The 23,180-nt window shown below is 66.7% G+C and carries 18 protein-coding genes and 2 pseudogenes; 9 read left to right on the top strand and 11 right to left on the bottom strand.

Features of this window, described 5'->3' with window-relative positions; genetic code table 11:
- Positions 1–16 precede the first annotated feature (16 nt).
- From OR16_RS16145 to OR16_RS16135, 3 genes and pseudogenes are all read right to left on the bottom strand, one after another.
- On the bottom strand, positions 17–778 hold the full coding sequence (locus OR16_RS16145; RefSeq protein ID WP_043419945.1) for a slipin family protein: 762 nt from the start codon (positions 776–778) through the stop codon (positions 17–19).
- Between the two features lie 2 nt (positions 779–780).
- Positions 781–1,882 (bottom strand): annotated as a pseudogene (locus OR16_RS16140) (NfeD family protein); the annotation flags it as partial.
- Between the two features lie 211 nt (positions 1,883–2,093).
- Positions 2,094–2,972, bottom strand: a complete 879-nt coding sequence (locus OR16_RS16135) for a LysR family transcriptional regulator (RefSeq protein ID WP_006159012.1) — start codon at positions 2,970–2,972, stop codon at positions 2,094–2,096.
- A 144-nt stretch (positions 2,973–3,116) separates the two neighbouring features.
- Between OR16_RS16135 and OR16_RS16130 the strand changes: the two genes are divergently transcribed.
- From OR16_RS16130 to OR16_RS16105, 6 genes are all read left to right on the top strand, one after another.
- Positions 3,117–4,334, top strand: a complete 1,218-nt coding sequence (locus OR16_RS16130; RefSeq protein WP_006159011.1) for a YbfB/YjiJ family MFS transporter — start codon at positions 3,117–3,119, stop codon at positions 4,332–4,334.
- Between the two features lie 128 nt (positions 4,335–4,462).
- Positions 4,463–5,260, top strand: a complete 798-nt coding sequence (locus OR16_RS16125) for a class II aldolase/adducin family protein (protein WP_043419981.1) — start codon at positions 4,463–4,465, stop codon at positions 5,258–5,260.
- A 96-nt stretch (positions 5,261–5,356) separates the two neighbouring features.
- On the top strand, positions 5,357–5,545 hold the full coding sequence (locus OR16_RS16120; RefSeq protein WP_006159009.1) for a 4-oxalocrotonate tautomerase: 189 nt from the start codon (positions 5,357–5,359) through the stop codon (positions 5,543–5,545).
- A 102-nt stretch (positions 5,546–5,647) separates the two neighbouring features.
- A complete protein-coding gene (locus OR16_RS16115; RefSeq protein WP_006159008.1) occupies positions 5,648–6,679 on the top strand; it encodes a threonine aldolase family protein in 1,032 nt (343 codons plus the stop codon).
- Between the two features lie 57 nt (positions 6,680–6,736).
- Entirely contained in the window at positions 6,737–7,324 is a 588-nt protein-coding gene (locus OR16_RS16110) for an NUDIX hydrolase (RefSeq protein ID WP_006159007.1), read from the top strand.
- 32 nt (positions 7,325–7,356) lie between these two features.
- Complete coding sequence (locus OR16_RS16105) at positions 7,357–7,614, top strand: sulfurtransferase TusA family protein (protein ID WP_006159006.1); 258 nt, start codon at positions 7,357–7,359, stop codon at positions 7,612–7,614.
- A 75-nt stretch (positions 7,615–7,689) separates the two neighbouring features.
- On the opposite strand, the gene galU is transcribed toward OR16_RS16105, so the two are convergent.
- Positions 7,690–8,568: a UTP--glucose-1-phosphate uridylyltransferase GalU gene (galU, locus tag OR16_RS16100; RefSeq protein WP_006159005.1), complete on the bottom strand. Its 879-nt coding sequence runs from the start codon at positions 8,566–8,568 to the stop codon at positions 7,690–7,692.
- A gap of 52 nt (positions 8,569–8,620) precedes the next feature.
- Positions 8,621–11,488, bottom strand: a complete 2,868-nt coding sequence (locus OR16_RS16095; protein ID WP_006159004.1) for a valine--tRNA ligase — start codon at positions 11,486–11,488, stop codon at positions 8,621–8,623.
- 322 nt (positions 11,489–11,810) lie between these two features.
- Here OR16_RS16095 and OR16_RS16090 point away from each other — a divergent pair.
- A pseudogene (locus OR16_RS16090) lies at positions 11,811–14,005 on the top strand (UvrD-helicase domain-containing protein).
- A gap of 24 nt (positions 14,006–14,029) precedes the next feature.
- On the opposite strand, the gene OR16_RS16085 reads toward OR16_RS16090, so the two are convergent.
- Both OR16_RS16085 and OR16_RS16080 read right to left on the bottom strand, forming a co-directional pair.
- On the bottom strand, positions 14,030–15,007 hold the full coding sequence (locus tag OR16_RS16085) for a tripartite tricarboxylate transporter substrate binding protein (RefSeq protein WP_006159003.1): 978 nt from the start codon (positions 15,005–15,007) through the stop codon (positions 14,030–14,032).
- 72 nt (positions 15,008–15,079) lie between these two features.
- A complete protein-coding gene (locus tag OR16_RS16080) occupies positions 15,080–15,847 on the bottom strand; it encodes a GntR family transcriptional regulator (RefSeq protein WP_006159002.1) in 768 nt (255 codons plus the stop codon).
- 151 nt (positions 15,848–15,998) lie between these two features.
- Between OR16_RS16080 and OR16_RS16075 the strand changes: the two genes are divergently transcribed.
- Entirely contained in the window at positions 15,999–16,808 is an 810-nt protein-coding gene (locus OR16_RS16075; RefSeq protein ID WP_006159001.1) for an amidohydrolase family protein, read from the top strand.
- Positions 16,809–16,815: 7 nt separating this feature from the next.
- Here the strand turns inward: OR16_RS16075 and OR16_RS16070 are convergent, their stop codons facing one another.
- From OR16_RS16070 to OR16_RS16055, 4 genes are all read right to left on the bottom strand, one after another.
- A complete protein-coding gene (locus OR16_RS16070; RefSeq protein WP_006159000.1) occupies positions 16,816–17,616 on the bottom strand; it encodes a BPSS1780 family membrane protein in 801 nt (266 codons plus the stop codon).
- Positions 17,617–17,621: 5 nt separating this feature from the next.
- Complete coding sequence (locus OR16_RS16065; RefSeq protein ID WP_006158999.1) at positions 17,622–18,605, bottom strand: homoserine kinase; 984 nt, start codon at positions 18,603–18,605, stop codon at positions 17,622–17,624.
- Positions 18,606–18,942: 337 nt separating this feature from the next.
- Positions 18,943–19,170, bottom strand: a complete 228-nt coding sequence (locus OR16_RS45835; protein WP_006158998.1) for a hypothetical protein — start codon at positions 19,168–19,170, stop codon at positions 18,943–18,945.
- Positions 19,171–19,367: 197 nt separating this feature from the next.
- Positions 19,368–20,306: a TIGR00730 family Rossman fold protein gene (locus OR16_RS16055; protein ID WP_063709591.1), complete on the bottom strand. Its 939-nt coding sequence runs from the start codon at positions 20,304–20,306 to the stop codon at positions 19,368–19,370.
- A 4-nt stretch (positions 20,307–20,310) separates the two neighbouring features.
- On the opposite strand from OR16_RS16055, the gene polA reads away from it, so the two are divergent.
- A complete protein-coding gene (polA, locus tag OR16_RS16050; protein ID WP_006158996.1) occupies positions 20,311–23,124 on the top strand; it encodes a DNA polymerase I in 2,814 nt (937 codons plus the stop codon).
- The last annotated feature ends 56 nt before the right edge of the window (positions 23,125–23,180 follow it).

The following is a 23,180-nucleotide window of genomic DNA, read 5'->3' as shown; positions in this document are numbered from 1 at the left end:
GCTTCGGCGCCTTTTTTCATGTCTCCTGCCGGCTCAGCCTGCCCACCAGCGTCAAGATATCGATCGGCAGCGGAAACACGATGGTCGAGCTCTTGTCCCCGGCGATCTGCGTGAGCGTCTGCAGATAACGCAGCTGCATCGCCTGCGGCTCCCGCGCCAGCATCTGGGCGGCTTCCAGCAGCTTCACCGAAGCCTGCAACTCGCCCTCGGCATGGATGACCTTGGCGCGCCGCTCGCGTTCGGCCTCGGCCTGGCGTGCAATGGCCCGTATCATGGTTTCGTTGAGGTCGACGTGCTTGATCTCCACGTTGGAAACCTTGATGCCCCAGCTATCGGTTTGTGCATCGAGCGCTTTCTGGATATCGATATTGAGTTGCTCGCGTTCGGCCAGCATTTCGTCGAGTTCGTGCTTGCCCAGCACCGAGCGCAGTGTGGTCTGCGCCAGCTGGCTGGTGGCCTCGAGGAAATTCGCCACCTGGATGATGGCGCGCTCCGGGTCGATCACGCGGAAGTACACCACCGCGTTCACTTTCACCGACACGTTGTCGCGCGAGATCACATCTTGCGGCGGCACGTCCATCACCACCGTGCGCAAGTCCACGCGCACCATCTGCTGCACCGCCGGGATCAGGATCACCAGCCCCGGCCCTTTGACCTTCCAGAAGCGTCCCAGCATGAACACCACGCCACGCTCATACTCGCGCAGCACGCGGATGGACGAGACGATGAGCAGGGCAATGATGAAGACCAGACCGCCTGCGCTGAATCCGAATGCCATGATCATGCTCCTTGCGAGGATGGGTGAATCGTGCCAGTTGTGGATTGCGCTGCGTCCAGCGCGCGCACTTCAAGCAGTAGCCCATTGCGCCCGATGACCAGCACCGGCTCGCCGCGCGCCAGCGGCCGCGCGCTATGTACGCGCCAGCGCTCGCCGCGCACTTCGGCCCAGCCGTCTTCCCGGAGATCCTCCAGCATCACGCCAGGCGCGCCGATCATCGCGTCACCGCCGTTGATCGCGGGCATGCGCCGCGCGCGCCAGAGCAACGTCCAGACGGCGAACAGGAACACCGCGCTGGCCAGCGCCAGGCTGCCGATCAGCCACGGCGGAATGCCGAAGCCGGGCACGTCGGTATCGATGAGCATCACGGCCCCGAAGATGAAGGCAATGATGCCGCCCACCCCCAGCGCGCCAAAGGTGGGCAGATATAGCTCCGCCACCATGCAGCCGATGCCCAGCGCGATCAGCCCCAGGCCTGCGTAGCTGACGGGCAGCATATGCAGCGCGAACAGCGCCAGCAGCAGGCAGATTGCGCCGCCGATGCCGGGCACCACCATGCCCGGCGTGGAGAACTCGAAAATCAGGCCGTAGACGCCGGCCATCATCAGGATCAGGGCCACGCTGGGATCGGTGATGACCGCCAGGAAGCGGTCGCGCCAGTCCGGCTCCAGCACCTGCACCGGCGCATGCGCGGTGCGCAGCACGCGGTCCACACCGGCGGCCTGGATGTGCTTGCCATCCACCGCCCGCAGCAGCGCGGGCAGGTCGGGCGCGATCAGGTCGGCGACCTTCTGCGCCACTGCCTCGCTGGCCGACAGGCTGACCGCTTCGCGCACCGCGCGCTCGCCCCACTCGGCATTGCGCCCGCGCAACTGTGCCAGGCCACGGATATAGGCCGAGGCATCGTGCATCTGCTTGCGCTCCATGGTGTCCTGTGGCGGCGCGCCGGCCGGAGCGGGGGGCCGAGGCCGGGGTCGCCTCCGGCTTTTGCGGGCCGCCGATGCCGATCTGCACCGGGCTGGCCGCGCCCAGGTTGGTGCCGGGCGCCATCGCGGCGATATGGCTGGCGTAGAGGATGTAGGTACCGGCGCTGGCCGCGCGGGCGGGCTCGCCTGCGCATTGGCCGGCGTGACGGAGACCAGCGGCGTCGCCACCAAGGCAGCGAGGGCTAGCCAGGCGGTCGCGAAAAGCCATCGCAGGCGCATCGGGACAGGCTTCATGGCAGTGACGCCGGCACGAGAAGTGCAAACGCGGCGCCACTTCCAGTGTAGGCGACCGGGCACATCTTGCCGGTGCAACACCGTGGCCGGCAGTCTCAGGCCGCCGCTGCCATCCCGGGCGCGGCCGCCCTGAATGTGTCGGCCAAGGCGCCCAGCGCGGTGTTGACCATGGCCGGATGCCAGGCCAGCAACGTGGTGACCCGGCCCGCCGGGCCGAGGTCGTGGAGGCTGATCCTGGGCAGGTCGCGGTACAGGCCAAGTACCGAGCGCGGCACAATCGCTACGCCGATGCCGGCTGCGGCGCACGCAATGATGGCGTGATACGAGCCGAGTTCCAGCACCCGGCGCGGCGGGCTGCCGCTGGCGCCGAACCAGGCTTCGAGCCGGCCACGGTAATTGCAGCCAGACTCGAAGGACAGCATGGTGCGCGTTTCCAGGTCGGCAGCGCTGTGGATGGGGGCATGGCGCTCGCGCGCGATCAGCACCAGCTCTTCCTCGAACGCCGGCAGCGACGCCAGCGCCGGGTCGTCCAGCGGTTGGGCCACGAAGGCGCAGTCCACCTCGAAGCGCGCTAGCGCCTGCAAGGCTTGGCGCGTGGGGCAGGTCACCAGCTCAAGTTCCACGTCCGGCCACGCCTGGTGATAGGCGGCCAGCACGGCGGGCAGGCGGCTGGCCGCCGTGCTTTCCATCGAGGCGATGCGCAGGCGGCCTTGCGGCTTGGCCGGCAGCACGGCCTGGCGCGCTTCTTCCGCCAGGTCCAGCACGCGCCGGGCGTAGTCGAACAAGGTCTGTCCGGCCGGGGTCAGCACCATGCGCTTGCCATCGCGCAGGAACAGCTCGACGCCGAGCGACGCCTCCAGCTGGCGGATGCGGGTGGTGACGTTGGATTGCACGCGGTGCAGGCGGGTGGCGGCGCGGGTGACGCCGCCTTGCTCCACCACGGCGCGGAAGATTTCCAGGGAAGCCAGGTCCATTGCGATCCCCTTGCAAGGTGTGTTGATGACGTGACGGCGACGAGGTGGCGAAGCGGCGACGAACAAATGATCATCTCAGATAAAGATGATTGTGTTCTCAATTATTCATTTTTAGGCTCTCGGATCCGAGCGTAGCATGCGCCTATGAAATCCACATCCACACTCGCGTCCCGCGACGCTGCCGCGCAGGCGCAGCCCGGCGTCTGGGCCGTGGCCCTGGCGGGGCTGGTGGCGCTGGGCGTGGCGATGGGCGTTGGCCGCTTCGCCTTTACGCCGCTGCTGCCCATGATGCTGCACGACGGCAGCGTCACGCTGGGCGAGGGCGGCTGGCTGGCCACGCTGAATTACCTGGGCTACTTCGCCGGCGCCGCGGCCTGCTTGTTCATCCGGCCCGACCCGGCGCGCATGGTCCGGATTGGCATGGTGGTCACTGTCCTGCTAACGCTTGGCATGGCCGCTCCCGGCGGCATGGCGGCCTGGGGCGTGTGGCGCGCGGCGGCCGGCGTGGCCAGCGCGATGGTCATGGTCTACGGCTCGGCCTGGTGCATGCACCGGTTGGCCGAACTGGGCCGGGCACCGCTGGGCGGCGTGATCTTCTGCGGGCCGGGCATCGGCATCGTCATCACGGGCGTTTCCGTCTTTGCCATGGTGAGTGCCGGCTGGCCGGCCAGTTGGGGCTGGCTGGCCTTTAGCGCGCTGGCGGTGCTGCTGGTCGGCGCGGTCTGGCATGTCTTCACGCCCGCGCCGCGCGGCGCGCGCGCTGCCGGCCTGGCGGCGCCGGCGCAAGCGGCGCCGCGGCTGGGCCGCGAGACCTGGCTGCTGACCTGCGCTTACGGCCTAGCGGGCTTTGGCTATATCATCACCGCCACCTTCTTGCCGGTGATTGCGCGCCAAGCCATGCCGGGCTCGCTGTGGGCCGACCTGTTCTGGCCCATCTTCGGCGTGGGGGTGACCATCGGGGCCTTCGCGGCCTCGCGCGTCAGCACGGAGCACGACAATCGCCGCCTGCTGGCCTTTACCTATGTGGTGCAGGCGATCGGCGTGGCCATTGCGGTGGTCTGGCCAACGGTGGCGGGTTTCGCGCTCAGCAGCGTGCTGGCCGGATTGCCGTTCAATGCGCTGGTGTCGTTTGCCATGCGCGAGGCGCGGCGGCTGTGGGGCGCGCAGGCGCAGCGCCTGATGGGCCTGATGACCGCCAGCTACGGCCTCGGCCAGATCGTCGGGCCGCCGCTCGCCACGGCGCTGGTGGCGCGCACCGGCGGCTTCGCGGCCTCGCTCGGCTGCGCGGTGGCGGCCCTGCTGCTGGGTGGCGCGATCTTCGCATGGATGAGCCGGCAACAATGCCGGCCATCACGCGGGTAACGAGGCCCCGCCAAGGCGCCGGCGCGCACCCTGACGCCACTCCCGGCTTGCGCTACAGTATCGCCTTTGCCGCCCCCGGCGCCGGTTGGCAGAACCGGCGCGCGACACGCGCGGCGCAGGAGCCGAACATGTCCTTTGCCTTGCAACCCGCCCGTGCTGCGGGCGCTTCTCCGTCCGCTTCTCCGTCCGCTTCTCAGCCAGTCGCGCAAGCCGAGTCGCGCATGCGGGTCGACCTGGCAGCGGCCTATCGTCTCTGCGCCCTGCAGGGTTGGGACGACCTGATCTACACGCATATCTCGGCGACCGTTCCCGGCGAGCCCGATCACTTCCTGATCAACCCCTTCGGCTTTGCCTTCGACGAGATCCGCGCCAGCGACCTGGTCAAGATCAATGGCCGCGGCGAGGTGGTGGGCGACAGCACGCATGCGGTCAACGTCACCGGCTTCGCGCTGCATGGCGCGGTGCATGCGGCACGCCCCGATGCCGTGTGCGTGATGCATCTGCACAACAGCGCCGGCGTGTCGGTCTCGGCCCAGGCCTGCGGCCTGCTGGCGCTCTCGCAGCACGCCTTGCGCTTCTACGGCCGGCTGGCCTATCACGACTACGAAGGCCTGGCTTTCACGCCCGCCGAGGGCGCGCGGCTGACGGCCTCGCTCGGCCAGCATCCCGCCATGCTGCTGCGCAACCACGGCACGCTGACGGCGGGCCGCACGGTGGGCGAGGCCTACGTGCTGATGGCGACGCTCATCAAGGCCTGCGAGATCCAGATCGGCGCGCAGGCTGGCGGACAGGTCGTGCAGCCGCCGCACGCGCTGGCGCAACGCGCTTCCGAGCAGCTGTACGACGGCGGCGCGGTCGAGGGCGAACTGGAATGGCCATCGCTGTTGCGCAAACTCGATAGAATCGATGCTTCGTACCGCGATTGACCTTGCGGATGCTGGTAGCTCCCTGCGCGCATCGCCAGGGCAGGCAGCAAGGGACAACGAGAAACAAAACGACAACAGGAAACAGGAAACAAAGCCATGCCGACTTACCACGTAGAACTCTTCGAAGGCCGCACCATTGAGCAAAAGCGCAAGCTGGTCGAGGAAGTCACCCGCGTTACCTGCGAAACCCTCGGCTGCTCGGCCTCGGCCGTGGATATCATCATCACCGACATCAAGCGCGAGAACTGGGCCACCGGCGGCCAGCTGTGGGCTGACAAGAAGTAAGCCACGCGCAGCTACGCCGCAGACAAAAAAACCGCCCCGGGCCAAGGGCCACAAGCCCCGACGCCCACGGCACGCGCCTCGCCACCCGCCACGGATCTCCCCATGCAGCATTTCGCCTCCGACAACTACGCCGGCTTCTGTCCGGAATCGCTCAAGTATTTCCTCGAAGCCAACGGCAGCGGCCACGAGCAGGCCTACGGCGACGATTCGTGGACGCAAAAAGTCTGCGACCGGATCCGCGACCTGTTCCAGACCGATTGCGAGGTGTTCTTCGTCTTCAACGGTACCGCGGCGAACTCGCTGGCGCTGTCCGCGCTGTGCCAGTCCTACCACTCGGTGATCTGCCATGAACTGGCGCACATCGAGACCGACGAGTGCGGTGGCCCGGAGTTTTTCTCCAACGGCTCCAAGCTGCTGACCGCGCCAGGCGCCAACGGCAAGCTCACGCCCGATGCAGTGGAAGCGCTGGTGACACGCCGCTCGGACATCCACTATCCCAAGCCCAAGGTGGTGTCGCTGACGCAGTCGACGGAGGTCGGCACGGTGTACACGGTGGAAGAAGTGCGTGCCATTGCCGCCATCGCCAAGCGCCGCCAGTTGCGCGTGCACATGGACGGCGCGCGCTTTGCCAATGCGGTGGCGTCGCTCGGCGTGCATCCGTCGGAGATCACCTGGCGCGCGGGGGTGGACGTGCTGTGTTTCGGCGGCACCAAGAACGGCCTGCCGGTAGGCGAGGCGGTGGTGTTCTTCGACCGTAAGCTGGCCGAGGACTTTGCATACCGCGTCAAGCAGGCCGGGCAACTGGCTTCCAAGATGCGCTTTATCTCGGCCCCGTGGCTGGGCCTGCTCGAGAACGATGTGTGGCTTGGCAACGCCCGCCATGCCAACGCCATGGCGCAGTTGCTGCATGCGCGCATCGCCAGCATCCCCGGCGTGCGCATCATGTTCCCGACCGAGTCCAACGCCGTCTTTGCCGAGCTGCCGCTCGCGGCCATCGAGGCCCTGCATGCCAAGGGCTGGCGCTTTTACACCTTTATCGGTGCCGGCGGCTGCCGCTTCATGTGCTCGTGGGACCTGCAGCCGGAAACGGTCGAGGCGCTGGCCGCGGATATGCGCGTGGCCTGCGGCGCGTGAACGCCGCCGTCCTTATAAAATGACAACATAACAAGATCACAAAAACAGGAGCCCCGCATGCCCGTCTACCGATATTGTCCGCAATGTGGCTCGCCGCTGGAGGTGCTGCCGCATTCCGGCCGCGAACGCGACGCCTGCATCCAGCCAGAGTGCGGCTTTGTCCACTGGAATAACCCGCTGCCCGTGCTGGCCGCGGTGGTGGAATATGAAGGCAAGCTGCTGCTGGCGCGCAACGCCGCGTGGCCGGAAAAGATGTTCGCGCTGGTAACCGGCTTCATGGAGCGCGACGAGACGCCGGAGCAGGGCGTGGCGCGGGAGCTCAAGGAAGAAACCAACCTGGACGCGCATTCGGTATCCCTGATCGGCGTGTACGAGTTCATGCGCAAGAACGAGCTGATCATCGCCTACCACGTGCAGGCGAGCGGCACGATCGTGTTGTCCGAGGAACTGGTCGACTACAAGCTGGTGGCACCGGAGGACATGCGGATCTGGTCGGCGGGCACCGGCTTCGCGGTAGCGGACTGGCTGGCCTCGCGCGGCCATCCGGTGCGCTTCTTCGATCGCCAGACCGGCGAGGACATTGCCGACCCGCGCCGGCGCGATGGCCTGGGGCAGCCGGGCATTTCGCTACAATACCGGCCATAGCCACAGATGCGGCAGCGGCAGGCACGGTTCCCATGACCATGACGGCCCTGAGCGCCCAGAACCAAGGAAGAGAGGAATGGAGTTCCAGAGGGGGCCTGAACTGCCCGCTGCCGATCCTGCGTACCAAGAAGGCGCTGGCCGACATGCCCAGCGGCGACGTTCTCAAGATTCTCGCCACCGATCCCGGCGCCACGCGTGACTTCCAGGCGTTTGCGAAGCAGACCGGCAACGAGCTGCTGTCGCACCAGGAAGTGGACAAGGTGTTCGTGTTCTACATGCGCCGGCGTTGAAGCCAGGGCGGCGCGGGTCGCCCGCGACCATGAAAAAAGCCGCGTTTCCGCGGCTTTTTTCATGGTTCCGGATGTTCAGATGTTATTGATGCGCGCGCGCAGGTAGGTGCCGAATTCGTCCATCACCTCCGGGTGCTTGAGCGCAAATTCCACGGTGGCCTTCAGGTAGCCCAGCTTGCTGCCGCAGTCGTAGCGCGTGCCCTTGTAGCGGTAGGCCAGCACCTGTTCCTGGCTGAGCAGGGACTGGATGGCATCGGTGAGCTGGAACTCGCCGCCCGCGCCCGGCTTGAGGTTGCGGATATGGTCGAAAATGCGCGGGGTCAGGATGTAGCGGCCAACCACGCCCAGGTTGGACGGTGCGTTCTCGGGCGCGGGCTTCTCGACGATGTCCGACACCTTGATCACGCCTTCGTCCCATTCGCGGCCATCCACCACGCCGTAGGAGCGGCTCTGCTCCGGCGCGATCTCTTCCACGCCCAGCACCGAGCAGTTGTAGTGGCCGTACAAGTCCACCATCTGCTTCATGACCGGCGGCTCGCCATCCAGCAAGTCATCGGCCAGCATCACGGCGAACGGCGCGTCGCCCACCAGCTTTTCCGCGCACAGCACGGCGTGGCCAAGGCCAAGGGCCTCGGGCTGGCGCACGTAGAAACACTCCACGTGCGACGGCTTGATCGAGCGCACCAGGGTGAGCAGGGCTTGCTTGTTCTTTGCCTCGAGCTCCGCCTCGAGCTCGTAGGCCTTGTCGAAGTGATCCTCGATGGCGCGCTTGGAGCGGCCGGTGACGAAGATCATCTCGGTGATGCCAGCAGCCATGGCTTCTTCCACGGCGTACTGGATCAGGGGTTTGTCGACCACCGGCAGCATTTCCTTCGGGCTTGCCTTGGTAGCCGGCAAAAAACGAGTGCCGAGACCGGCTACCGGGAAGACAGCCTTGGTGACGCGGGTTTCCATATCAGGTTTCCTTATCAATTCGGTGTAGACAACCCTGCTGGTGATGCAAAGCTCATGCCGGCAAACGCTGAAGTTGATCCTGCAGCTTGACCAGCGTCTGTTCGAAATCCGACAGACGCTGGGTTTCTTGCGCGACTACGGCGGGCGGTGCCTTGGCGACGAAGCTCTCGTTGGACAGCTTGCCACGGCATTTGCCGAGTTCGGCGCTGATGCGCTCTATTTCCTTGGACAGGCGCACGCGTTCCGCGGCGACGTCGATTTCGATCTTGAGCAACAGATGGTTGCCGCCAACGATGGCCACCGGCGCACCGGCACCTTCTGCCATCAGGGCATTCTGATCTTCGAACACCTTGACCTCGGAAAGTTTCGCCAGCGCCTGCACATAGGCCTGGGCCGACGTCAGGAACGCGCTGTCGCCTTCGGCATACAGCGGGATGCGCTGGGCCGGCGAGATGTTCATCTCCCCGCGCAGGTTGCGGCAGGCGTCGACCACGGCCTTGAGCTGCGCGGTCCATTGTTCGGCGGCCTCGTCGATCTTGGCGATGGCCGGCAGCGGGTAGGCCTGCAGCGCCAGTGTCTCGCTGCCGTCGCCCTTGGCGCGGCCGGCCAGCGGCGCTACCTTCTGCCACAGTTCTTCGGTGATGAAGGGGATGATCGGGTGGGCCAGGCGCAGCACGGTTTCGAGCACGCGCAATAGCGTGCGGCGGGTGGCGCGCTGCTGCGCGGGGGTGCCGTTCTGGATCTGGACCTTGGCCAGTTCCAGGTACCAGTCGCAGTACTCGTCCCAGACGAACTTGTAGATGGCGCTGGCGATATTGTCGAAGCGGTACTCGGCAAAGCCTTTCTCCACCTCGGCCTCGACGCGCTGCAGCAGCGATACGATCCAGCGGTCCGGCTGCGAGAAGTGCAGGTAGCCGTCGGGTCCGCAGTCGTTGCTGCACGGGCCCATGCCGCAGTCGTGCCCTTCGGTGTTCATCAGCACGAAGCGCGTGGCGTTCCACAGCTTGTTGCAGAAGTTGCGATAGCCTTCGCAGCGGCCGGTGTCGAAGTTGATGTTACGGCCCAGCGTGGCCAGCGAGGCGAAGGTGAAACGCAGCGCATCGGCACCAAACGCCGGAATGCCTTCGGGGAATTCCTTCTTGGTCTTTTTCTCGATCTTGGGCGCGTCCTTGGGACGGCGCAGGCCGGTGGTGCGCTTCTTGAGCAGCGGCTCGAGCTCGATGCCATCGATCAGGTCGACCGGGTCCAGGGTGTTGCCCTCGGACTTGCTCATCTTCTTGCCTTCCGAATCCCGCACCAGACCGTGCACATAGACGGTATGGAACGGCACCTTGCCGGTGAAGTGCTTGGTCATCATGACCATGCGCGCCACCCAGAAGAAGATGATGTCGTAACCGGTAACCAGTGCCGACGACGGCAGGAAATGTTGCAACTCGGGCGTCTCGGCGGGCCAGCCCAGCGACGAGAAGGGCACCAGTGCCGACGAGAACCAGGTGTCGAGTACGTCGTCTTCGCGGCGCAGCGGGCCGGTGCTGCCGGCCGCGCTCGCCTTGGCCACCGCCTCTTGCTCGGTACGGGCGACGAAGCACTTGCCGGCCTCGTCGTACCAGGCCGGAATCTGGTGGCCCCACCACAGCTGGCGCGAGATGCACCAGTCCTGGATGTTCTCCAGCCATTGGTTGTAGGTGCTGTTCCAGTTGTCGGGGATCAGCTTGATCTCGCCGCTCTGCACGGCGTCCAGCGCCACTTCGGCAATCGAGCGGCCCGGGTGGAACGTGCCGTCCGGCGCCGGCTTGCTCATGGCGACGAACCACTGGTCGGTCAGCATCGGCTCGATCGCGCTGCCGGTGCGCTCGCTGCGCGGCGTCATCAGCTTGTGCTTCTTGACCTCGGCCAGGAGGCCTTGGGCGTCCAGATCCGCCACGATGCGTGTGCGCGCTTCGAAGCGGTCCAGCCCGGCGTAGGCGGCAGGCGCGTCGGCGACAATCCTGGCGTCTAGCGTCAGGATGGACAGCTGCGGCAGCTTGTGGCGCTGGCCAACCGCATAGTCGTTGAAATCGTGGGCGGGAGTCACCTTGACCACGCCCGTGCCGAATGCGCGATCGACGTAGTCGTCGGCGATCACCGGGATATCGCGGCCGGCGAGCGGCAGGCGCACAAACTTGCCGATCAGGTGCGCATAACGCTCGTCTTCCGGGTGCACCATCACGGCCACGTCGCCCAGCATGGTCTCGGGGCGGGTGGTGGCAACCGTCAGGTGGGTCAGGCCGTGCACGGTATCTGCCTCGGCCAGCGGATAGCGGATATGCCACATCGAGCCTTCTTCCTCGACGCTGTCCACTTCCAGGTCGGACACCGCGGTGCCGAGCACCGGATCCCAGTTCACCAGGCGCTTGCCACGGTAGATCAGGCCCTGCTCGTACAGGCGCACGAACACTTCGGTGACCGCCTGGGACATCTCCGGCGACATCGTGAAGTACTCATGGCTCCAGTCGATCGAGGCGCCCATGCGGCGGATCTGGCGCGTGATGGTCGAGCCGGACTCTTCCTTCCAGGCCCACACCTTCTCGGTGAACTTCTCGCGGCCGAGTTCATGGCGCGACACGCCCTGTGCTTCCAGCTGGCGCTCCACCACGATCTGGGTCGCGATGCCGGCGTGGTCGGTGCCCGGCACCCACAGGGTGTTGGCGCCGGTCATGCGGGCGTGGCGGGCCAGGCCATCCATGATGGTCTGGTTGAAGGCATGGCCCATGTGCAGCGTGCCGGTCACATTGGGCGGGGGCAGCTGGATGCAGAAGTCCGGACGATCCGGATCGAGGGTCGGCTTCGCGATGCCGCGCTTCTCCCACTCTGGGCCCCACTTGGCCTCAATGGCGGCGGGTTCGAAGCTCTTGGCAAGGGACTGGTCTTGGGCGGTCATGCTCGGATGTCGATGATTACGTCGGATTCTGCGGGCCAGGCGGAGAGGGGCAACGCGCCGGGAAAACGTCAAATTATAGGGGAGGCGGGTGGAGGGCGCGCGATTTCGGCCCGAGCTCGGCATCGCGGCGTCATTTTGCCGGTGCTTTGCCCTGCCTGAAAGTCTCCGGCTTCCCTCTCGCGAGGGGATCGCAAGCCATTTTTCGTGCCGCTTTGTGTGGTTCCCGGCCCGTCCCCGGACGATTCCCCCATCCGGTAGCGGGGGCCCCACGGCCACGAGAGGCGCCCCGGTATAATTCGGGGCACTCCACAAGGCCTCCCCGATGTCCGACCTGCTTGCCAATCTCAATGCTGAACAACTAGCCGCCGTCACTTTGCCCGACGAGCCGGCGCTGATCCTGGCTGGCGCGGGCAGCGGCAAGACGCGCGTGCTGACCACCCGCATCGCTTGGCTGATCCAGAACGGCCGGGTGTCGCCCGCCGGCCTGCTGGCGGTGACCTTTACCAACAAGGCCGCCAAGGAGATGATGACACGGCTGACGTCGATGCTGCCGATCAACACGCGCGGCATGTGGATCGGCACCTTCCACGGGCTGTGCAACCGCATGCTGCGCGCGCATTACCGCGACGCCGGCCTGCCGCAGACCTTCGCCATCCTCGATAGCCAGGACCAGCTCTCCGCGCTCAAGCGCCTGCTCAAGTCGCTGAACGTGGATGATGAGAAGTACCCGGCCAAGAACCTGCAGTACTTCATCAACAACGCCAAGGAGCAAGGCCTGCGCCCGGCCGACGTGGAGGCCAACGACGACTTCAACCGCCGCTTTGTCGATCTCTACGCCGCCTACGATGTGCAGTGCCAGCGTGAAGGCGTGGTCGACTTCGCGGAGCTGCTGCTGCGCTGCTACGAGTTGCTGCGCTACAACGATGCGATCCGCCAGCACTACCAGCACCGTTTCCGCCATGTGCTGGTGGACGAGTTCCAGGACACCAACGTGCTGCAGTATCAGTGGCTCAAGATGCTGGCTGGCTTTGGCACGCAAAATCCCGCCGCCGTATTCGCGGTGGGCGACGACGACCAGAGCATCTACGCATTCCGCGGCGCCAATGTCGGCAATATGCGCGACTTCGAGCACGAGTTCCGCGTGCGCCACATGATCAAGCTGGAGCAGAACTACCGCTCCCATGGCCACATCCTGGATTCGGCCAACCACCTGATTGCCCACAATTCGCGCCGCCTGGGCAAGAACCTGCGCACCGATGCGGGCCACGGCGAGCCGGTACGGGTGTACCAGGCCGGCACCGACGGCCAGGAAGCCGGCTGGATCGTGGAGGAAATCCGTGACCTGATCGCGCAGGGCATGAGCCGCTCGGAAATCGCCATCCTCTACCGCAGCAATGCGCAGTCGCGGGTGATCGAACACGCGCTCTTCTCGGCCAGCATTTCCTACCGCGTGTACGGCGGCCTGCGCTTCTTCGAGCGTGCCGAAGTCAAGCATGCGCTCGCCTACCTGCAGTTGCTGGAAAACCCGCGCAACGACGCCGCCTTCGGCCGCGTGGTGAATTTCCCCACGCGCGGCATCGGCGCGCGCTCGCTGGAAGCCCTGCAGGATGCGGCGCGCCAGTACGACTGCTCGCTGGCCGAGGCCGTGGCCTTCGTGCCCGGCAAGGCTGGCAGCACGCTTGGCGCCTTCGTCCGCCTGATCGAGCAGATGCGCGCCGAGACACGCCGCATGACGCTGCCGGAAACGGTCGAGTACGTGACCAACACCAGCGGCCTGATCACGCACTATCGCGCCGAAAAAGAAGGCCAGGACCGCATCGAGAACTTGCAGGAACTGGTGACGGCCGCACAGGCGTTCGTGATGGAAGAAGGATTTGGCCTGGATGCACTGGCGAGCGCGATTCCCGTTGGGCGCGATGGCGCGCAGCCGCTGCCCGCGCTGGCCGAGGGCGACCAGGCCCAGCAGGTGCTGGATCCCGAGGCGCTGCCGGTGGTGATGACCCCGCTGGTGGCCTTCCTTACCCATGCCTCGCTGAGATGTACGTGGCGATCACGCGCGCGCGCGCGCGGCTCTATCTCTCGTTCGCGCAAAGCCGCGTGCTGCACGGGCAGATGCGCTACCACGTGCGCTCGCGCTTCTTCGAGGAGTTGCCCGAGGAATCGCTCAAGTGGCTGATGCCGCCCGCGCAGGCCTATGGCGGTGGCGGTGGTTCCCAGCGCCGCCAGCAGAACGAGGGCGGCTGGGGCCGCGACTGGTTCAAGAAGGCGGAGGACGTTCCCTACTCGGGCACCCAGCCTACCGGCGGCATGGACACCGGCAACGGCTACGCCGACGCCAAGCGCCAGGCCGGCTCCGGCTTGCGCATTGGCCAGAGCGTGTTCCACAACAAGTTCGGCGAGGGCGTGATCGCCGGGCTGGAAGGCGAGGGCGAAGCCGCCCGCGCGAACATCAAGTTCAAGCGCCACGGCGCCAAATGGCTGATGCTGTCGGTCGCCAAGCTGGACCCGATCGACTGAGTGCACGGGTGGCCAGGCAGGGCATCAGTCCAGCTGGATGTTGCCTTCCTTGATCACCTTGGCCCATTCGATTGTCTGGGCCTGGATGAACTTCGCCGCCTCGGCCGGCGTACCGGCCACGATCTCCCCGCCCAGGCTGGTCACGCGCTCGCGATTCTCCGGCAGGTTGATGACCTTGCGGATCGCGTCCGACAGGCGCTTGACGATCTCCGGCGGCGTACCCGCCGGCAAGAACACGCCATTCCACTCGTAGACTTCATAGCGCGGCACGCCTGCCTCGGCCAGCGTCGGCGTGTCCGGCAGGATGGCCGTGCGCTTGGCGCCGGTCACGCCCAGCACGCGCAGCTTGCCCGCGCGCACATGCTGCAGGCCCGACGCCGTGTTGGCGAAGAACACCGGCACCTGCCCGGCAATCACATCGGCCATGGCCGGGCCGCCGCCCTTGTACGGCACGTGCAGCAGATCCAGCTTCATGCGCTGCGCGAACAGGGCGCCCGCCAGGTGCTGGGCCGAGCCGTTGCCCGAGGACGCATAGGCAATGGTGCCCGGCTTGGCGCGTGCCATCGCGATCAGCTCCTGCGTGGTCTTGGCCGGGAACTGCGGGTTCACGACCAGCATGTTGGGATACAGCGCTAGCACCGAGACCGGGATGAAGGACTTGACCGGGTCGTAGGGCAGCCGCTTGTAGAGCGAGGGGTTGGCGGCAAACGAGGCGGCATCGAGCAGCACCGTATAGCCATCCGGCGCCGACTTCGCGACCAGGTCCGTACCGATCTGGCCACCCGCGCCGGGCCGGTTGTCCACCACGATGGTCTGGCCCAGCTCCTGGCCCAGGCGCGGCGAGATCATGCGGGCCATGGTGTCGGCGCCGCCGCCGGGCGCGTAGGTGACCACCAGCCTAATGGGCTTGGCCGCAGGCCAGGCCTGTGCGTGCGCAAAGCCGCTGGTGCCGGCGGCGAGCCAGCACAGGGCGGCGGCGCAAAGACGGATCGGGAATTGCATGGGTCTCCTCGGGATATGTAGGTATGGGTGCCGCGCCGGACCGCGCCTGCGGCGGCGCCAGCGCGCGCGGGTTCAGCGCACTTCGGCGCGATAGTGGAAATCGTCGGCATTGCCGAGTGTCTGACGGAACTCCACGCGCCTGCCTGCGAGGTCGAACGCCACGCGGCTGACCGCCAGGGCGGGATGGCCCTCTGGCAAGTTCAACTGGGCCGCCTCGCGCGCGCCCAGCCGGGTGAAGCGCAAGTCGTCGACGGCGCGGCCGACCGTGACGCCGCAACGCTCGGCATACATCGGATAGAGCAGGGGCGCGAACTCGGCTGGCTTGAGCGTGGCCAGCGCGCCGAACAGCGCCGTCGGCAGCCAGATGGTCTCGAGCAGCCGGACCTGTCCTTCCCAGCCGCGCTGGCGCAGCACGCGCAGCACCGGCGTGCCCGCGGCCAGCCCAAGCTGCACGGCGACATCCGCCGGGGCCGCCAGCGTGCGCAGCGACACGATGCGCGACTCGGGGATCTCCGAGCCAGCATCGCCAAAGCGGAAGAACCGCGCCATGGTGGCGCCGGTCAGCGCGCCGCGCACGAAGGTGCCGCGGCCATGCACGCGTTCCAGCAAGCCTTCGTCCACCAACGCCTGAATGCCGGCGCGCATGGTGCCAAGCGCCACGCCGTAGTGTTCCGCCAGCGCGCTCTCGGCCGCAATGGCGGTGCCGGAAGCCCATTCGCCGGCCAGGATGCGGCCTTTGAGCGCCGTGGCGATGCGGGCCCAGCGTGGCGCCGCCTGGCTGGCTGGCGAGGCGTCGAGGGCGGCTCCCATGAGGGCCGGCAGAGCGGAACGGTCGGGCATGCTTGTCTTCGGTGGTGAGTGCCCCGGCGGCTGCGCGCTGTCGAGGACTCTAGTCATCTATAGGACTAGAGCATAGAATGGAGGGGCACTGGTGTCAACCACCGGACGCCTGGCCGCCACGAGACGGCCAGGCGCTACCATTCATGGCGGCATGCGCCGTTCCTTGGGCCAGAACATGTTCCAGATCGATACCCACTTCCACGTGTTTTCCGCAGGTGCCCCCGCCGTGGGCGGCGCGCGCTACCGGCCTGCCTACGGCGCCAGCCTGGCGCAGTGGCAAGCTATCTCCGGGGCGCATGGCGTGCGCGCGGGTGTGGTGGTGCAGCCGAGCTTTTTCGGCAGCGACAACAGCGAGCTGGAAACGGCGCTGGCGGCTTCGTCCGCGCTGCGTGGTGTTTGCGTTGTGGGTCCGGAGGCGTCCGCCGGGGAACTGGCACGGCTGCATGGCCTGGGCGTGCGCGGCCTGCGCTGGAATATGGTCGGGCGGCACAACGACGCGTCATGGCGCGATGCGCGCTGGCCCGCGCTGCTGGAGGCGGCCCACGCGCTGGGCTGGCACCTGGAGCTGCACACCGATCCGGGCCGCCTGCCTGCGGTGCAGGCATGGCTGCCGGCGGTGCCCATTGCGCTGGTGCTGGATCATTTCGGCAAGCCCGCGCTCGGCGCGCAGGCAGACGCGCCGACGCTGGCTTGCGCCGCGCACTGGCGCGGGCAGCGGGCGGTCTACGTCAAGCTGAGCGCGCCGTATCGCGTGGCGGCAGACTTGGCGGGCGTGGTGGCCGGCTGGCACCACTGCCTGGGCGAGCAAGGCTTGCTATGGGGATCGGACTGGCCGTGGACCAATCACGAGGCCGAGGCCGACTATGCCGGCCTGCAGCGCAAGGTGTGGGAGTGGCTGGGGCCGCTGGCCGAGGCGCCGGACCGAAACGCGGCCCGGCTGTTCGGCCTGCAAGCCGCGTGACCGGCCTTCAGGCGGCCAGGTCCGGCCTGCCGGCGGCTTCTTCCGGCACGACATTGAAGCAGCCGCGGTAGGTGGCGTAGAACGAGCAGTACATGATCGCCAGCATCAGCAGCGAATACGGCGTGACCAGGAAGGACAGCACCGCCTCGGCCCCCAAGGCGCCGAACAACGCCTCGAGAAAGAAAGGCACCGCCACCAGCAAGACCGCGAACACCACGCCATAGGCCAGGAACGCGCCACGGTTGCGCCAGCACGCGGTCCAGCTGAAGAACAGCGCCTTGACCGGCGGCACGTTGTGCCACGCGGTGAGCAGCGGCGCAAACCAGAACAGCATGGCGATGGGCGTGTACAGCGCGGCCCCGATCATCAGCGCGAAGTAGAGCTGCCGCACGGATTCCGCCGACGGCGCTTCTTCCTTGAGCAGGATCGGCACCAGCGTGCTGATGTCCACCAGGCTGCCCGCGATCAGGCTCAGCACGAACACCAGGCCGGCATAGATGCCGCCCAGCACCAGCAGGTTGCGGCTGGCTTGCTTGCCATTGCCGCGAAATCCCGCCAGTAACACGGTAGGCAGCACACGCTTGTTCAGGATCACCTCGCGGCAGGCGGTCATGATGCCGACCGACAGCCCCGGGGTGACCACCAGCAGCGCGATGATGCCGATCAACGGCACGAACACGGCCAGCTGCGCGGCGATCAGGTAGACAAACAACAACATCAGGAAAGCGAGCGGGTTCTTGCGGAACAGCCAGACACCCTGGCGGAACCAGACGTAACCTTCCTTGGCGGAGACTTCCAGTAATTGCATGACGGTCAGGTCCAGGGCAGCGCGGCGGCTTCGATGCGCCGGCGCAGGATGCGTTCAAAATGCGTGGGGTCGTGCGGTTGCAGCATGTCGGCCTCGCGTGGCAGGTAGAAGTCCCACAGGCGGGAAATCCAGAAGCGCAGTGCGCCGGCGCGCAGCATGTCGCGCCAGTGCTGCGCCTCGATGGGGCCCAGCGGCCTCACGGCATGATAAGCCCGCAGCAGTGCCTGGGCGCGGGCGGCGTCGAGCGTGCCGCTGGCCAGGTCGATGCACCAGTCGTTGACGGTGACGGCCAGGTCGAACAGCCACTTGTCGTTGCCGGCGAAGTAGAAGTCGAAGAAGCCCCCCAGTTTCTCCTGGCCGGCAGGATCCTGCTCGAACAACGCATTGTCGCGGAACAGGTCGCAATGGCAAGGGCCGCCGGGCAGCGCCGCGTAATCCGCGCTGCCGAAGAAAGCGCTCTGGTGGGCCAGTTCCTCGCGCAGCAACGCTTGCTGGCCGGCATCCAGGAAGGGCAGGATCTCGCCTTCCGTCTGCTGCCACCAAGGCAGGCTGCGCAGGTTGGGCTGCTGGCGCGGATAGCTCTGCCCGGCAAGGTGCATGCGGGCGAGCATGTCGCCCACTTGCGCGCAATGCCCGGCGCCGGGCGCCAGCTGCGAGCCGCCCGGCAGCCGCGTGACAATGGTCGCCGGCTTGCCCTTGAGGGCGCGCAGGATCTCGCCGTCGCGGCCCGGGATGGGCGCCGGTACGCGGATGTCGTGCGCGGCCAGGTGGGCCATCAGGTGCAGGTAATACGGCAGCTGCTCGAACGTCAGGCGTTCGAAGATGGTCAGCACGTACTCGCGTGTGACGCCGTCCTGCTCCATGGTCAGGAAGAAGTTACTGTTCTCGATGCCCGAGGCAATGCCGCGCAAGTCGCGCATTTTGCCCAGGTTGTAATCAAGGAGCCAACTGGCGATCTCGTCCGGCGAGACCGTGGTGAATACGGCCATACTCTTTGTGTGAATCGAAACGGATGGCGGCGGGCGCAAGCAGAGCTTGGCTTTCGCGGCATGAATGCCGGAAGCGCCGGCGCGGCCCCGCCGTGATCATCTGGCAGGGTCGTGGGAAATCGGGAAACAGCAAGCAGAATTCAGAAAGCGAAAATCGGGACGCCGGAGCCGGGACGTCAAGCCCCGGATTGCCGGCACTCAGAATTGCAACACTTTGACTGACGGTAATGCCGGACTTGACCTCGATATCGGTGGCCTGGCCCTTGTTCTTGTATTCCCGGATCTGGGTGCCATCCCGCTCATCGAGCTGGAAGCTCGGTTCGCGCGGCTGGTTCAGCTAGGTTTTGGCCGGCGTGGTGATCGGCCGGTTGTTGATCTGGTTCAGCTCTTGCTGGGTCAGTGCGCCGCCTGCCTGCTCGGCCGGCTGCTGTGCCATCACCGCGGCCGGGGCGCCAAGCGCCAGCAATACCGCGAGCGCCAGCGCGCGGGCGGCGACCGGACGGGGGGCTCCAAACGGCTCCGGCTCTGCCGCACGTGCGGTGGCCAGGAGTGAGGGGGAGGTCATCGAAGGCTCCTATGCAGTGCAGCAGGCCAAGGGCATGCTGCACCACAAATGGCGCTGCAGCCCGGCGACGCCGGGCTTTCGCAGTGTGTCAGGGTTCCATTCTAGCAATTCCTGCCCGCGCCGGGCTCCTCGCGGTGACCCGGCGGGCACCTTTGCGGGGCGGGCGGCGGGCCAGGCAGCCGCCTGGCCGACCCGGCTCAGAGGTAGAACATCTCTTCCTTGGGCGGGATCGGGTTGTCGCCGCCGCGCTGCTCGTAGTACTCATATACCGCTTCGAGCACTTCGTGGGGCTCGTCCACGATCTTCATCAGGTCGAGGTCATGCTCGGCGATCAGGCCCATCGGCAGCAGCGTGAAGCGGAACCAGTCGAGCAGGCCCTTCCAGAACCGGCTGCCGAACAGCACCACCGGCACGGAGCGGGACTTGCCGGTCTGCACCAGGGTCAGCACTTCGGCCAGCTCATCGAGCGTGCCGAAGCCGCCCGGCATCACGATAAAGGCGTCCGAATTCTTGACGAAGGTCACCTTGCGCGTGAAGAAGTGGCGAAAGCGCATGGCGATGTCCTGGTAGGGATTGCCTTGCTGCTCGTGCGGAAGCTCGATGTTCAGGCCCACGCTGGCCGATTTGCCCGCGTGGGCGCCCTTGTTGGCCGCTTCCATGATGCCCGGGCCACCGCCCGAGATCACGGCGAAGCCGGCGTCGGAGAACAGGCGAGCGATCTCGATGGTGCGCTGGTAGTAAGGCGAATCCTCGCGCAGGCGCGCGCTGCCGTAGATCGAGACCGCCGGGCGGATCTCCGAAAGGTACTCGGTTGCCTCGATGAACTCTGCCATAATCGTGAACATTTGCCACGAAGCGCGCGCTTTTTTTGCAGTCGCGCGGTCTTCGTCGGCCAGCGCACGCAGGCTGGGAATCATCTTGCGTGGGTTGGCGCGGATGCCGGCGGCGGGAGATGTATCTCCCGGGCCATCGGCAGCAGCGCTGACCGTCACGTTCACGTCCATATCGGCCGCGGTGGTAATACTGCCTTGCGCGGCCTGCTTGAGGGCCGCCGCCGGGTTATCGGCGCCGGCTGCGTCGGAAGGGGGGGCGGCGTTCGCACCGCCTGCGGCGGCACCAGTCAATTTTGAGTCCATGGGAATGTCGGATAGTCCAAAAACACTCTTGCTCGTCGATGGGTCGAGCTATCTGTATCGTGCGTATCATGCGCTGCCGGACCTGAGGAACGGTGAGGGCCTGCCCACAGGGGCAATCTACGGCATGATCAATATGCTGCGCAAGCTGCGCAGCGATTTCCCGGCAGAGTATAGCGCCTGCGTGTTCGACGCCAAGGGTAAGACCTTCCGCGACGACCTGTATCCGGCGTACAAGGAGCATCGCCCGTCGATGCCCGAGGACCTGGCCAAGCAGATCGAGCCGATCCACGAAGCGGTGCGCGCGCTGGGCTGGCCCATCGTGGTGGTGGAAGGCGTGGAGGCCGACGACGTGATCGGCACGCTGGCGCGCCGGGCCACCGCCGAAGGCATGCGCACGGTGGTCTCCACCGGCGACAAGGACCTGGCGCAACTGGTCGACGACCACGTCACGCTGGTCAACACCATGAGCGGCGAAATCCTCGACCCGCCCGGCGTGGCCGCCAAGTTCGGCGTGCCGCCCGATCGCATCGTCGACTATCTCTCACTGATCGGCGATGCCGTGGACAACGTGCCGGGCGTGCCCAAGGTGGGCCCCAAGACCGCGGTCAAATGGCTCACCGAATACGGTACGCTCGACGATGTGATGGCGGGCGCCCCCGGCATCAAGGGCGTGGTGGGCGAGAACCTGCGCAATACGCTGGAGTGGCTGCCCAAGGCGCGCGAGCTGGTGACGGTCAAGGTGGATTGCGACCTGACCAGCTCGCTGGCCGATTTCCACCAGCTCAAGGGCGGCAACGAGGACAAGGACAGGCTGATCGACTTCTTCGCGCGCTATGGCTTCAAGACCTGGCTGCGCGAGGCCTCCGGCGAGAGCCTGCCCAACCCGCGTGCCCTGGCACGCGCCAGCGCGGCGCAGCCTGCCGCGGCAGGCGGTGCGGCGGCGGCCGATCCGGGCCCGGCCCAGGGCGGCCTGTTCGACAGCGCTCCGGCCCCGGCCCAGATCCGCTACGAGACCGTGGCGACCGAGGCGGCGCTGGAGGCCTGGATGCGGCGCATCGAAGCCGCTCCGCTGGTGTCCATCGACACCGAGACCACCTCGCTGGAGCCGATGCAGGCGCAACTGGTCGGCATCTCGCTGTCGATCGAGCCGGGCGAAGCCTGCTATATCCCGGTGGCGCACCGCGGCCCGGATGTGGTGGGCCTGGAGGCCAACGGCCAGCTCACGCGCGAGGCCGTGCTGGCGCGCATGCGCGCCTGGCTGGAAGACCCGTCGCGCGGCAAGGTCGGCCAGAACCTGAAGTACGACGCCCATGTCTTCGCCAATCATGGCGTGAGCCTGCGCGGCATCGTGCACGACACCATGCTGCAGAGCTACGTGCTGGCGTCGCACCGCAACCATGGCATGGACAGCCTGGCCGAGCGCCTGCTTGGCCTGAAGACCATCAGCTACGAGGAAGTGTGCGGCAAGGGCGCGAGCCAGATCGGCTTCGACCAGATCGACATCGCGCGCGCCACTGAATACGCCGCCGAGGATGCCGACGTCACCCTGCGCCTGCACCGCAATATGTACCCGCAGGTCGAGGCGTTGCAGGGCGTGCATTACGTCTACGAAAAGATCGAGATGCCGGTCTCGGTGGTATTGCAGAAGATCGAGCGCAACGGCGTGCTGATCGACGCCGAGCGCCTGGGCGCGCAAAGCACGCAGCTCGGCCAGCGCATGCTGACGCTGGAGCAGGCCGCGTATGAGGCCGCGGGCCAGCCCTTCAACCTGGGCTCGCCCAAGCAGATCGGCGAGATCCTGTTCGGCCAGATGAAGCTGCCGGTGGTCAAGAAGACCGCCAGCGGCGCGCCGTCCACCGACGAAGAGGTGCTGCAGAAGCTGGCCGAGGATTACCCGCTGCCCAAGCTGCTGCTGGACTACCGCGGCCTGGCCAAGCTGAAGTCCACCTATACTGACAAGCTGCCGAAGATGGTCAACCCGGCCACCGGCCGCGTGCATACCAGCTATGGGCAGACCACCGCGGTGACCGGCCGGCTGGCCTCCACCGAGCCCAACCTGCAGAATATCCCGGTACGCACCGAGGAAGGCCGGCGTATCCGCGAGGCCTTCATCGCCGGGCCGGGCAACGTGATCGTGTCGGCCGACTACTCGCAGATCGAGCTGCGCATCATGGCCCATATCTCGGGCGACGAGAACCTGATGCGCTCGTTCGCCGAGGGCGAGGACGTGCACCGCGCCACCGCCGCGGAGATCTTCGGCGTGACGCCGGACGCCGTCAGCAGCGAGCAGCGCCGCTACGCCAAGGTCATCAACTTCGGCCTGATCTACGGCATGAGCGCTTTTGGCCTGGCCGGCAACCTGGGCATCGAGCGCGAGGCCGCCAAGCACTACATCGACCGCTATTTCATGCGCTATCCCGGTGTGGCGCGGTACATGGAAGAAACGCGCCAGACCGCGCGCGAGCAGGGCTTTGTCGAGACCGTGTTCGGCCGCCGCCTGTGGCTGCCGGACATCAACGGTGGCAACGGCCCGCGCCGCCAGGGGGCCGAGCGTGCCGCCATCAACGCGCCGATGCAGGGTACTGCCGCCGACCTGATCAAGCTGTCGATGATCGCGGTGCAGGACTGGCTGGAGCGCGATGGCCTGGGTACGCGCCAGGTCATGCAGGTGCACGATGAACTGGTGCTGGAAGTGCCGCAGTCCGAGCTGGAGCTGGTCAAGTTGAAGTTGCCGGAACTGATGTGCAACGTGGCCGAACTGCGTGTGCCGCTGGTGGCCGAGGTTGGCACCGGCAGCAACTGGGAGGAGGCCCACTAAGCGCGCGGGGCGGCCTTCGGGGCCGCCCCGGGATTGCACCTAGGGAAGGGCGCATC

This window comes from Cupriavidus basilensis OR16 (assembly GCF_000243095.1).
GTDB classification, from domain to species: domain Bacteria; phylum Pseudomonadota; class Gammaproteobacteria; order Burkholderiales; family Burkholderiaceae; genus Cupriavidus; species Cupriavidus basilensis_D.
Note: the sequence above shows the minus strand (reverse complement) of the source record. Positions and strands in the feature narration are given on the sequence as shown.